This is a genomic window from Aureimonas glaciei (assembly GCF_014643375.1).
Taxonomy (GTDB): domain Bacteria; phylum Pseudomonadota; class Alphaproteobacteria; order Rhizobiales; family Rhizobiaceae; genus Plantimonas; species Plantimonas glaciei.
In genome coordinates, this window is record NZ_BMJJ01000002.1 from 323308 (window position 1) to 335688 (window position 12381).

General features: G+C 67.4%; 12 protein-coding genes. 1 reads left to right on the plus strand and 11 read right to left on the minus strand.

The genetic code is table 11. From position 1 onward, the window contains the following. Positions 1-104: 104 nt before the first annotated feature. From IEX88_RS05535 to IEX88_RS05550, 4 genes are all read right to left on the minus strand, one after another. Positions 105-734: a Rossmann-fold NAD(P)-binding domain-containing protein gene (locus IEX88_RS05535; RefSeq protein ID WP_188849572.1), complete on the minus strand. Its 630-nt coding sequence runs from the start codon at positions 732-734 to the stop codon at positions 105-107. A 391-nt stretch (positions 735-1125) separates the two neighbouring features. Continuing rightward, positions 1126-1383, minus strand: coding sequence for a 30S ribosomal protein S21 (rpsU, locus tag IEX88_RS05540; protein ID WP_188849573.1), 258 nt, complete (start codon positions 1381-1383; stop codon positions 1126-1128). 529 nt (positions 1384-1912) lie between these two features. Then, the gene (locus IEX88_RS05545; protein WP_188849574.1) at positions 1913-2125 is read right to left on the minus strand and encodes a cold-shock protein; all 213 of its coding nucleotides are present in this window, start codon (positions 2123-2125) and stop codon (positions 1913-1915) included. A gap of 369 nt (positions 2126-2494) precedes the next feature. Further along, complete coding sequence (locus IEX88_RS05550; protein ID WP_188849575.1) at positions 2495-2983, minus strand: BA14K family protein; 489 nt, start codon at positions 2981-2983, stop codon at positions 2495-2497. 460 nt (positions 2984-3443) lie between these two features. Here IEX88_RS05550 and IEX88_RS05555 point away from each other — a divergent pair, with 460 nt between their 5' ends. Next, positions 3444-5276 carry a tetratricopeptide repeat protein gene (locus IEX88_RS05555; protein ID WP_188849576.1) on the plus strand — a complete coding sequence of 611 codons (1833 nt, stop codon included), beginning with the start codon at positions 3444-3446 and terminating at the stop codon, positions 5274-5276. Between the two features lie 128 nt (positions 5277-5404). Here IEX88_RS05555 and IEX88_RS05560 read toward each other — a convergent pair whose 3' ends face one another. The 7 genes from IEX88_RS05560 to IEX88_RS05590 all read right to left on the minus strand — a co-directional run bounded on the left by IEX88_RS05560 (position 5405) and on the right by IEX88_RS05590 (position 12380). Next, positions 5405-5782 carry a response regulator gene (locus tag IEX88_RS05560; RefSeq protein WP_188849577.1) on the minus strand — a complete coding sequence of 126 codons (378 nt, stop codon included), beginning with the start codon at positions 5780-5782 and terminating at the stop codon, positions 5405-5407. A gap of 4 nt (positions 5783-5786) precedes the next feature. Next, the gene (locus IEX88_RS05565) at positions 5787-7760 is read right to left on the minus strand and encodes a PAS domain S-box protein (protein ID WP_188849578.1); all 1974 of its coding nucleotides are present in this window, start codon (positions 7758-7760) and stop codon (positions 5787-5789) included. 378 nt (positions 7761-8138) lie between these two features. Continuing rightward, positions 8139-8906, minus strand: coding sequence for a triose-phosphate isomerase (locus IEX88_RS05570; RefSeq protein WP_188849579.1), 768 nt, complete (start codon positions 8904-8906; stop codon positions 8139-8141). Positions 8907-8935: 29 nt separating this feature from the next. Continuing rightward, positions 8936-9928, minus strand: a complete 993-nt coding sequence (locus IEX88_RS05575; protein ID WP_188849580.1) for a carbohydrate kinase family protein — start codon at positions 9926-9928, stop codon at positions 8936-8938. Between the two features lie 10 nt (positions 9929-9938). Beyond that, on the minus strand, positions 9939-11006 hold the full coding sequence (locus IEX88_RS05580) for an ABC transporter ATP-binding protein (protein WP_188849581.1): 1068 nt from the start codon (positions 11004-11006) through the stop codon (positions 9939-9941). Then, a complete protein-coding gene (locus IEX88_RS05585) occupies positions 11006-12091 on the minus strand; it encodes an ABC transporter ATP-binding protein (protein ID WP_188849582.1) in 1086 nt (361 codons plus the stop codon). The genes IEX88_RS05580 and IEX88_RS05585 overlap by 1 nt, the downstream gene beginning before the upstream one ends. 4 nt (positions 12092-12095) lie before the next feature. Then, positions 12096-12380, minus strand: coding sequence for a hypothetical protein (locus tag IEX88_RS05590; protein WP_188849583.1), 285 nt, complete (start codon positions 12378-12380; stop codon positions 12096-12098). Between the last annotated feature and the right edge of the window lies 1 nt (position 12381).

Below are 12381 nucleotides of genomic sequence, written 5' to 3' on the forward strand. Positions count from 1 at the left end.
CCCGCCTCCGGCCCTCGGCACCATGCGAAACGGATCATCGGAGGAGAGGGTTTGAAGGGCCATTCGCCTCAAGGGCCACGGCAAGGCGTCCCGAAGCCTGCTCTTCAGACCAGCGCTTGTGACGGGACGACGTGCCGGCCGGGAAGTCCGGCGGCGGCGGCATCCAGCAGAGCGGCCGCGATCTTGTCGGCCGGGTTGATGCGGTAGCGGGCCGGCAGGAGAGGGGCGAGGGCGCCGAGGACGGCGGAAGCGAGCGCCTCGCCCGTCCGCCTTTCCGGCCTTTCGCCGCCGATCAGGCCGGGACGGACCAGCGTCAGCGAGTCGAAGCCGAGGGCCTCGAGGTCGCGCTCGAGGATCCCCTTGGTCCGGCTGTAGAGCAGGCGGGACGCCGGGTCGGCCCCGAGCGCGGAGTTCAGAACGAAGGTCCTGGCCCCGTGCCGGTGCACCAGGCGCGCCACGGCCAGCGGATAGAAGTGATCGACATGGACGAAGGCGGCGGCCGAGCCGGCCTTGCGGCGCGTCGTGCCGAGCGTCGAGATCACCGCATCGACCGCCCACCAGGGCGCCGCCGGCGGCAGCGCGTCGAAGTCGACGATCGGATTGACGAGCTTGGGATGGGCGGCCAGCGGCCGCCGCGTCAGGGCCACGACCTCCCGGAAGCGGGGATCGGCGAGGGCGCCGGCCAGCACGCTTTGCCCGACGAGGCCGGTCGAGCCGATGAGAAGGAGCTTCATCAGGGCCTCCCGTTGCGGCTGTGCCGCAAGTGAACGCGCCTGAGGGCGCCGTGCGTCATAGGGCCGTGCCGGGAGCAGACACCGCTGCCGCAACCGGCGCGGTTCGTCCGAGGCTCTCTGCGCAGACGGCTTCGCTCTCCGGCCGAGGCGTCGGCGGCAATTCCGCTCCGCGCTGGGCGCGCGCCGATCCGTGGCGCCGGCCGATGCGGCACGCCCTCAATCCAGCCCCGGTGCCGAGGCGAGAGGAGCGCACCCATTGGCCGAGGTCCCGCTCCAAACCAAAAACCCGACCCGCGCTTGGCGCGGCCCGGGTACATGGCTCTGGCAGGACCGGCGAGTCCTCGCCGCGACGCGACGGCAAGATCCCGAGAGGGATCGTGCCGGGCGAGGCTTACGGGCGGGCGGGCGCCGCGCCGCGCTCGGGCAGCTTCTTCTTCGGGCCGGGGAGCAGGCCTTCGCGCTGCAGCTGCTTGCGGGCGACCTTGCGGGCGCGGCTGATCGCAGCCTGCTTCTCGCGGACACGCTTCTCCGACGGCTTCTCGAAGAACGAGCGAGCCTTCATTTCGCGGAAGACGCCTTCGCGCTGCATCTTCTTCTTCAGGACCCGCAGGGCCTGATCGATATTGTTGTCCCGAACTTCAACGCGCAAAAATCTGTCCTAACGTGTGTGACATCGCCAAACGATCCTCCTGCGCTTGTGGCGCAATGGACCGGCGACGGTGGTTCAATCGGTCATGCTTCGCCAGCCGACCGATCATCCGATCCGGCTGATATGGGCTACGCTTCGCACATTTTTGTTCGAGTGGGTAGCTCTTGGCGATAATTCTTATCCGCTTCCGCGGCAAAGGTCGACCGGACTCTTGCGGAAAGCCGCCCGCGAGGCACTTTTGCCCCTGCAAACTGCCCTTGGCGACCGGGCCAGCCCGCGATGCGGGGGACATTTCGCCGGACCGTGCCAGCGAAATTTCGCCCTGCCGCCGAATCGAGGAGCGCCACAAAGCGAGCCCCTTCAACGCAAAAACCCTGCGGCTCGTTTGAGCGCAGGGCCTGGGCGATGACGGGCGCAGCCTGTGGCTTGCCCGTCATGCGTCGTTCCGAACTTGGCCGCCAGTACATCCGTGGTCGACGTCGTTCAGAACGATGACTGTGTACCGCTTCCCTTGCGGGAAACTGGAGTCTTAGGAGACGGTCGCCAGGTTGTCGGCGGACATCTTGCCGGTCTTGCGATCGGACACCAGCTCGAAGCTGATCTTCTGGCCGTCCGTCAGCGTGCTGAGGCCGGCGCGCTCGACGGCGCTGATGTGCACGAAGGCGTCCTGGCCGCCGTTGTCCGGCGCGATGAAGCCGAAGCCCTTGTCGTTGTTAAACCATTTTACGGTTCCCGTGATCATGGGATACCTTTCTACGAAAGAAGTTGTTCGAGACCCAGGAGATGGGACCCGTTGTAAATCGAATATTCTGGAGGAGACGCAATGAGCGAGCGTTGAATTCAACGCGGGGCCAAATGGTCAGGCCATCGTCCGACAGGCCGCATATGAGCGTTTTATTGTCCCTGCGCAAGATGAGGCGTCGAATTATTCGAGGGAGCGCAGCGGGTCGTGGATCTCCGGGCCGGGCCTGCGATGCAAGTTCGGCAGGTCGGGGCACTGCGACGGGGCCGGCGAGACCGGGGTCGGACCTTCCGCTCGCAAGGCCTTTCCTCATGAAAAAGGCCGCCCGATGGGGCGGCCTTTCGATGGATCAGCGATGGCTTTAACGGCCTAGCGGCACTGCTGGCGCGGACCGTTATAGGGCTGGAACGTGTTGTCCGAGGCCCTGTAGGAGCGGTAGCGGCTCTGGCACGAACGGATATGCGCGCTGCTCACGCCCCGGTTGCTGGTCGCGCCCCCGATGATCGCCCCGGCGATGAAGGCCGCCGGCGGGAACCAGTAGCCGTTGTGACGGCGATAGCCCCGACGCTGGTTCCGATAGCCGCGATGGCCGTTGTAGTAGTCGCGGCGGGCGTCGCGCCGGATCTGGCGGCGATCGTGGCGGCGCATATGACGGCGGTCGCCACGACGGATCTGGCGGTTGCCCTGCCTGTACTGAACGGGAACGACTTCAGCGGCCGGTGCGCCGGCGGTCGGCGCTGGCAGGGAGGTCGTGGTGCGCATCGGAACCACGGGCGCCGCCTGGGTCGGGACAAAGCTTCCAAGGGTCATGGCCGCCGTCAGACCGAGCGCACACAGGCGCGACAGGGATTTTCTCATCGTGATTCTCCGGATTTAGGCTTGCAGGCTGAGGGTAGAAGGCAGGTAAGCCCGGATCGGTTCCGCCTTCAACGACGATTAACCGGCGCGCCGGCGAATCGGACAGACCTATTTTGCGATGTCCGCCAAAAGAGCAGGCTTGTTTTCAAGCAAGAAGTCCTAGACGGGCGAGATGATCTCGAGCGCATCCTACCCGTTTTCTGTCGGGATACAGCCGGGTGTTCGATCCCCTCCACCCGTCATCGCAGCGCTACGATTGGGCGATTGCGATTTTCGATGCGGAGGGCGAGGAATAGTGTGCCGCGCGAACGGGTGATGGCGATTTCACGGCGCCGGCAAGCCAGGCCGGGCACAGGGCGCCGAGCCGGGCACCCGGACTCAAAGGCCGCCTTGGCATCTGGTGGAACCGGGTCGGGCCATCTGGTAAGGTTTCCGGCCATTGGTCGGGGCTGTTTTCCAGATGAGCACGATGCGACGGCTTGCCGTGATTCTGTCGATGGATGTCGAGGGGTTCACCAGCCTGGTGGAAAAGGACGAGGCGGCCGCGCTGCGCTCGGTCGAGCACGCCTATCGCGATCTCATTCTGCCCAGCATCGGCGATTTCGGCGGCGAGGTGTTCAAGACCACGGGCGACGGGCTTCTGGCGGAGTTCGCCAGCCCTGTCAGCGCCGTGAAATGGACGGCCCGCTTCCAGCGCGTCCTGGCTGCCGACGATTTCGCCCTGGGGCCGAAGCTGCGCGTCCGGGCGGGCCTCGTCATGGGCGACATCGTCGTGGCCGGCAACGATCGTTTCGGCGACGGCGTCAATGTCGCGACGCGCGTGCAGGCGCTGTCGCCACCCGGCGGCATGGCGATCTCGCGCGGCGTGTTCGAGTATCTCGCCGGCAAGACCGATCTCTATTTCACCGATATCGGCGAACGCGCGCTGAAGGGCCTGTCCGGCGCCCAGCGCATCTGGATCTGGGATCCGAAGATCGTCGGCGTCACCCGTCCGCATGCCGTCGCCACGCCCGATCCGGCGACCCACCCGTCCATCGTCGTCCTGCCCTTCGACAATCTGGGCGGCGATCCGGAACGGGACGTTTTCATCGAGGGCATGGTCGAGGAGATCACCGCCAGCCTGTCGCGGGTGCGAGAGTTCCTCGTCATCGCCCGGCATTCGGCCTACGCCTTTCGCGGCTCGACGCAGGACGTGCGCGAGATCGCCGAGGAGCTGGGTGTCCGCTACCTCCTGGAGGGCAGTGTCCGCTTTGCCGGGGCGCGGATGCGCGTCTCGCTGCGCCTCGTCGACGGCGAAAGCGCGCTGCAGATCTGGAGCGACCGGATCGAGGCGCAGGTCGCCGACGTCTTCGAGGTCCAGGACCACATCGCCGAGCTCGTCTCCGGAGCCCTGCATCCCACGATCCGGCAAGCGGAGGTGGAGCGTTCGCGCCGCAAGCCGCCGGAGAGCCTCGTCGCCTACGATCTCGTCATGCGCGCTCTGCCGCATCTGTGGGCGCACCGGCGCGAGGAGAACGCGCAGGCGATTGCGCTGGTCAACCAGGCGCTCGCCCGCGAGCCGCGTGATGGCCGGGCAGCGGCGATCGGTGCCTGGGCGCACGGACAGCAGATTGCCTATCACTGGAGCGGCGACTTTTCCGCCGAGCGGGATGCCGCGCACGATCTCCTGGACAGGACCGCCGGGCGGATCGACGACGATCCCCTGGCGCTGACCGCCGCGGCGACGGCGATGACCCTCGTCGACGGCGACCTGGACCGGGCGAATGCGCTGATCGACCGGGCCATCGATATCGACGTCAACCACGCCTGGGCCTGGACGCGGCGGGGCTTTGCCCGGGTCTATGCCGGCCGGACCGACGAGGCCTTCGCCTGCTTCGAGCGCGCCATGCGCCTGTCGCCGCGCGATCCCTTCAGCTTCAACAGCATGGTCGGCATGGGGCTGGCGCATTTTTCCGCCGGACGGGCGGCGGAGGCGGCGCGCTGGACGCGGCGGGCGCTGGCGGAAAAGCCGGGAATGACCTGGGCGTTTCGCGATCTCTCGGCTTTTCTCGGCGCGGCCGGGGATGAAGAGGGGGCCAAGGCGGCCTTCGACGTCTTCTGCTCCCAGCGCCAGGACGTCACCGAGGCCACGGTCCGAGACGCGCTGCACTTCATGAATCCGGCCCTGCTCGACGCCTATGTCGCCGGGCTCGCGACCGCCGGACTGGCTTGCCACTCCGGGCGCGAGGAGGGTCCAAGCCGTGCCGCGGGGCAGGGGGCTGTCCCTTATCAAAGCCTGGTCGGGGAGGTCTGACCCGCTTTGCGCGGCGATTGTCCGTGAAGTCTGATGCTTGTCTGGGGAGGAACGGGGGCACCAGAAGCGGTCTTCGGTCGGGCGGCCGCCGATGGACCATCAGCACGCCCTGCGAAGGGCGGGGCGGCTCAGGAGACGATCTGGCTCGAAATCTGGTTCAGCGCGGCGATGATATCGGCGGGGGGATAGGGCTTGGCGAAGAACATGCCGTTTTCCGGCATGTCGTCCTTGGTTACCTTGACCATGCCGGACGTGACCATGATCGTCACCGGCGGCCATCGATCGCGCACGGCGCGCGCCAGCTTCAGGCCGTCCATCGAGCCCGGCATCTGGACGTCGGTGAAGAGGATCCGGATCTCCGGATGCCGCTCGAGCATCTGGATCGCCGCGTCGGCATGGCGCGCGCCATAGGCCAGAAGCCCGGTCTCCTCGACGAGATCCATCGCGTCGATCAGAAGCAGCGGGTCATCCTCGACGACGAGGACGGCAAATCGATCTGGTTTCATAGTGTTACCCCTGCTCGCACAACGCGGAAGGCCCGGATTGGTTGCCAGGACTAGATCTCTCGTTTGAAGATGGCACATCGGGCTGGGTTGGAACTGGCAGCTTGCCTTGCAGATGGAAAGTCACGCCTTCCGGCGGGAACGCCAGTTGCGCGGCGCCGTCGAAATATGTCGCCACGATCCGCTCGACGAGACGGGAGCCGAAGCCGCGCCGCTCGGGCACGGCCACGGTCGGGCCGCCGGTCTCGATCCAGTTGAAGGCGAAGGCGCCGGACGGCTGGACCGACCAGTCGATCGTCACTTTCCCGGTGTCGTTGGACAGGGCGCCGTATTTGGCGGCATTCGTGGCAAGCTCGTGCATGGCCAGCGACAGCCCGAGCCCCTGTTGCGCCGTCAGCGTGTAGGCAGGACCCTCGATGCGATAGCGGTCCTCGCCCGATCGGTGCGGCTCCAGCGCCCCCTCGACCACGGCGCGGATGTCGGCGGTCTCCCAGCTCTTCTGGGTCAGGATATCCTGCGCCCGCGCCAGCGCCGTCAGCCGCCCGGTAAAGGCCGTCCGGCCCTCCTCGACGCTCGACACCATGCGGAAGGTCTGTGTCGCGATGGCCTGGACCATGGCCAGGATGTTCTTGATCCGGTGGGACATCTCCCGCGTCAACACGATGCGCTGTTGCTCGGCGATCTTGCGGTCGGTGATGTCGATGGAGGCGCCGGGAAAGCGGACGGGCGTGCCGTCGTCGTCGAGCACGACGCGGCCGCGCGCCAGGAGCCAGCGGATGCTGCCGTCGGGCTGGACGATCCGGTACTCGCACGAGAATTCGTCGGCGGCATCCAGCGTGCGACCCAGTTCGGCGCGAAAATCGTCGAGATCGTCGGGATGAAAATTCTTCAGATAGTCCGCGAGCGGCGCGCCGCGCGAGGCGAGGCTCGGATCGACATTGTAGACCCGGGCGAAATTGGCGTCGGCATAGACGATGTCGGCCAGGAGGTCCCAGTCCCAGATGCCGATCAGACTACTGGCGCCCAGCGCCAGATTAAGGCGTTCCTCGCTCTTGGCGAGCCTCTCCTCGGCCATCTTGGATGCGGTCCGGTCGCGCAGGATCTTGAGATAGCCGACATGAGCGCCGTCGTCGTCCATCAGCGGCATCATTTCGCCGGAGGCCCAGAAGATCCCGCCGTCCTTGCGCACATGCCAGCGCTCGTCGGCGCCACGGCCGACGGTGCGCGCGGCCTCCATCTCCTTGTCGGGGATCAAGGCGGCAGCGTCCTCCTTGGTGAAGAAGACGTCGGCCGGCTGGCCGCACATCTCCGCTTCCGTCCAGCCGAGAATGTTTTCCGCCCCGATGTTCCACGAGCTGACACGCCCGCCGAGGTCGATGGTGATGATGGCGAAGTCAGTGGCGCTGTCGACGATCTGGCGGTGCCGCGTCTCGTACATTTCGGACTGCCGTAGCGCCTCCTCGCGTTCGCGCAGCGTCCGCCGCAGCTCGAGCTGCGTCATCACCTGCCGGGCGAGGAGCTGCAGCGTGCGGATCTGGTGCTGGTCGAGGGTGCGCGGCACGGTGTCGAGGACACACATGGTTCCGATCGGGAGCCCGGCGGCCGTTCTCAGCAGGGCGCCGGCATAGAAGCGGATGCCGCCCTCATCGGTGACCAGGGAATTGCTGGCAAAGCGCGGGTCGTCCCGCGCGTCGGGAACCACCGTGACGTCATCGGAGAGGAGGGCGTGGACGCAGAAGGAGGTCTCCAGCGGCGTCTCGCTGACGCCGAGCCCGACCTCGGCCTTGAAGAACTGCCGGGTGCTGTCGACGAGATTGACCACGGCGATCGGCGTTCCGCAAACTTCCGAGGCAATCCTGGCGAGATCGTCGAAATCCTGCTCGCGCGGAGTATCGAGAATGCCGTAGCCGTGCAGCGCCGCCGAACGCTCGGCCTCGGTCCAGGAAACAGCAATGGGCTTTGAGCGGGTTTCGACTGACAAGCGATGCACTCGGTGGAGGGAAGGGCGGGCACGGGGCAAGGTTGCAACGGTGCCGGGCCGATCAGGGGGACAACCCCCCTGCCATAGCATCCTTGTCGGATGGTGCAACGTGGCTTGACGAGACGGCAGGAAGGGCAGGGGCGCGGCGTTTCCCCGCATTGATGGCTGGATGGGCCTGTCGCCCCCTCGGCCGCCCACAGTCTGGCCTCCGATCACCAATGTGTGACGGACGCATCATCACGCCGGAGGCCTAGGTCGGGGAGGGCGTCCATGCTATCGCTGACGGGTTCGGCCTTCTGGACGGGGAGCGAAGGCGATGGCCCAAAGCCGTCCAGACCCCCGCAGCGTTCGGCCGAGTGTCAGGGGCGCGGCAGGTCCTCAGCCGAGCGCGGCGACGACGTCGGCGACGATGCCGAGATAGCCTTCCGGCTGCCAGGCAGAGCGGCCGATGAACAGGCCGTCGATATGGGGGCGGGTGGCGAGATCGACGGCATTGCCGGGATTGACGCTGCCGCCGTAGAGCACCGGCAGGGACCTGCCCAGAAGACTTTCCGTCAGCGCCTTGATCTCGGCATGGCGCTCGTCGGCAAAGCCGGGCTCGGCCGGCGTGCCGCCTTCGCCGATCGACCAGACCGGCTCATAGGCGAGGATCACCGTGGCGCCGGGGAGGGTCCAGTCGACCTTCGACAGGGCGGCCTCGGTCTGGCGTTTCAGGGCCGCGGCGGTGTGGCCGCCGGCAAACTCCTCCGCCGTGTCGCCGATGCAGACGAGAGCGACGAGGCCGTTGCGCACGGCGGCCGCGGTGCGCAGCGCCACCGTCGCGTCGGTCTCGCCAAAATGCGTGCGCCGCTCGGAATGGCCGATCTCGACCAGCCTGCCGCCGGCGTCCTTGACCTGCAGCGGCGAGATTTCCCCGGTCCAGGCCCCGGCGTCCTCCCAATGGGCATTCTGCGCACCGACGACGACGCCGCTGCCGGAAAGGCTCTCGGCGACGCGGGAAAGGGCCGTGAAGGGCGGGATGACGAAGAGCTGCGCCTTCTCGCCGGCGGCGAGCGGCGACGCCTTCAGCGCTGCGCAGAACGCATCCGCCTCCGCCAGCGTCTTGTTCATCTTCCAGCTGGTGCCGACCCACGGACGCTTGGGCATGTCGTTCTTCCTCGATGGGGATGCGCGTTTCAGATCCGCCCGGTCTCGGCAGGACCGGCGCGGAAGTCAACCGGCCGGGGCCGCCGCCGCCCGCCAGCCGCCACTTTCGACACCGTGTCGTCGTAGGAGACGACGCCGGCGTCCGAGCCGAGCCCCGATGCGACCTGCGCCGCGACGCCCTGGGCGAAACGGACGGCATCCTCGGGATTCATCCGGTGGTGCAGAGCGGTGATGAAGCCGGCGTCGAAGGCGTCGCCGCAGCCCGTGGTGTCGACGACATCGATCGCATAGGCCGGGACCTTCAGCCGCGTGCCGCCGGCATCGGCGAAATAGGCGCCGTCGCCGCCGAGGGTGAAGACGCACGTCTTGGCGCCGTGGTCGAGGTAGAAGGCGGCGCAGTCCTCGACCGTGGAGCAGCCCGACATGTCGCGCGCCTCCTCGATGGAGGGCATGAAATAGTCGATAAAGGGCAAGAGCGGCAGGACGAGCCCGGCGGTCTCTGCCGAGGCCGCGATGAGGTCGAAGGTCACGGTGCAGCCGCGGCGCTTGGCTTCCTTCAGAAGCGTCACGCTCCTCTCGCCATCGAGCCGGCGCAACAGGCCGGTGCCGCCGAGATGGACGATGGGGGCGTCGAAGACCTGGTCGTAGAGGCTTTCCGGCAGGTCGAAATGGTCCGAGGCGCCGCGCTGATGCAGCGCCGGGCGCTCCCCGTTCGGGCGGATGTTGAGGATGGTCGCCGAGGTCGGGATGCCGGCTAGCCGCTGCATGGCGGAGGTGTCGATGCCGAGCCGTTCCATTGCCCCCAGCACGAAGTCGGCCTTCTCGTCATCGCCGACGGCGCCGACCGCCAGACTCTTCAGCCCGAGCTTGGCGGTGTTGACCACCACGCCCCCGGCCGTGCCGGCGACCGTCAGCCTGATCTCGTCGATGAATTCGACATTGCCGCGCTCGGGAATCCGGGTGACCGGCCGGCCCAGAATGTCGAGGATGTAGAGGCCGATGACGGAGACGTCGTAGCGCATGAAAATCTCCTCAGGCGCCGACACGCCGGCCGTCGGCAAACAGCATCACGCGGTCCGGCGGGGCGACGAGATGCACGGTGCCGCCGAGCGGCGCCGGCGGGCGGGTTTCCGTGTTGACCTTCACCATCGTCTCGCCGATCCGCACCTTGGTGAGATAGCGGCCGGCAATGCCGATCGCCTGGTCGACGAGCACGGCGGAAAGGCTTCCCGCCTCGGCCGCGCCGGACATGCGGATCTGCTCGGGACGGATGCCGACGGTGATCGTCGCGTCCACAGCCAAGCCGGCCGGCAGCGGCAAGGGGCGGGCGAGGATGGCCGAGCGTACCTCGCGCCCGACCACGGTCGCCGGCACGAAATTCATGCCGGGATTGCCGAGGAACCAGCCGCCGAACTGCGAGGTCGGCTCGTTGTAGAGCGCCTGCGGCCGGTCATATTGCAGAATGCGCCCGGCCTGCATCAGCGCGATGCGGTCGGCGAGCGTCATCGCCTCGGTCTGGTCGTGGGTGACGTAGACGATGGTCTGGCGCAGGCGCTGCGCCACCAGCTTGAAGGCGCGGATCAGCTGCAGCTTGGCGTTGACCTCGACATTTGTCGTCGGCTCGTCGAACAGCACGATCTCCGACTGCCGCGCCACCGCGCGGCCGACCGCCACCTTCTGCCGATTGCCGAGGCTGAGCTCCTCGATGAAAGCTTTGGCCAGCGGCCGGATGTCGAGGACGTCGAGCACCTCGTCGACGCGGCGCTGGCGTTCGGCGGCGGAGACGCTGCGGTCGTGCACCATCGGCAGCGCGATGTTCTCCTTGACCGAGAGGGTCGGATACATCACGGGATACTGGAACACCATGCCGACATTGCGCTTGCGCGGCGGCAGCGCGGTGACATCGCGGCCTCCGAAGAGGATGCGGCCCGACGTCGGCCTTTCCAAACCGGCGAGCATACGCATCAAGGTGGTCTTGCCGCAGCCGGAGGGGCCGAGGAGGCAGGCGACCTCGCCATCGGCAAAGCGCATGTCGATGTCGTCGACGGCGGTAAAGCCGCCGAAACGCTTGGTGACGTGGTCGATGGTGATCTCGGCCATCAGACCCTCCTGGCGTCGAGACGCGCGCCCGAGGCGGCGTCGAACAGCATGACGTCGGCGGGATCGACCTGCACCGTGATCGCCGCGCCGAAAGCCGGCGGGATCGCGCCGGAGAGCGGCAGGGTCGCGGTGAGCGGAATGCCGCCGGCGTCGAGATAAACCACGGCCTCGCCGCCGAGGTTTTCGACCAGGCTGACCGTCGCCTCGATCGTCAGCGTGCTGGTGGCCGCATCGGGCCGGTCGGCGAAGCGGATCGCCTCCGGCCGCAGCCCGGCGACGATCTGGCCGCTGTCGCGCCCGCCGGCCGTCGAAGGAAAACTCAGCGGCCCCGCTTCCACCCGGCCGCCGGCGAGATGCCCGGGCAGGAGATTGGCATGGGGAAAGCCGATGAGATCGAGCGCCCGGGCAAAGCGCGGATGGTCGTAGACCTCGATCGCCGCGTCGTGCTGGACGACCCGCCCCTGGTCGATCACCACCAGGCGCTGCGCCATGGTGAGGGCCTCGAGGCTGTCGGAGGTGGCATAGAGGAAGGTCGCGCCGAGTTCCTCGCGCAGCGCCTTCAGCTCGTCCATCAGCCGCTCGCGCAGCTTGTAGTCGAGGCCGACCAGCGGATCGTCGAGCACGAAGACCTCGGCGTCCTTCAAAAGGCCGCGCGCCACCGCGACGCGCTGTTTCTCGCCGCCGGAGAGCTGGTCGGGCGTCTTCTTCAGGAGATGGGTGATGGACAGGATGCCGGCGGTGCGGTCGACGCGCGCCGCGATCTCCGCCTTCGGCGCTTTGGCGAGGGTCAGCGGATAGGCCATGTTCTGCGCGACCGTCAGATGGGGAAACAGCGCGAAATTCTGCGGGACATAGCCGATCGCCCGCGTCGCCGGCGGCGCGTCGGTGATGTCCTGGCCGCCGAGAAGGATGCGCCCGGCATCCGCTTTCTCCAGACCGACGAGCAGCCGGAACAGCGCCGACTTGCCCGAGCCCGGCGGGCCGCACAGAACGGTGAAGCTCTTCGGCGCGACCGTGAGGTCGAGGCCGTCCAGCGCCCGCTTGGCGCCATAGGTCTTGACGATGGACTGAAAGGAAACCGTCACCGATCTAGCGCCCGAGCTGCGAGAAATAGGGCACCAGCACGATGCCGAGGGAAAAGACCGCCGCGATCACCACCAGGACCTTGGCGATGAAGAAGAGGCTGCGGCCTGCCGAGGCGTCCTTGCGCAGATTGCCGACGGCGATCTGCAGCAGCGTCGAGACGACGAGGATGGTGAGCCCCGCCTTGTAGAGCATCAGATTGTAGCGCTGGGCGATCAACAGGATGCCGGCGACGAGGCCGACGATCAGCATCGTCTCCAGTCGCTCGGGAAAGGTCCTCACGTGTTTCATG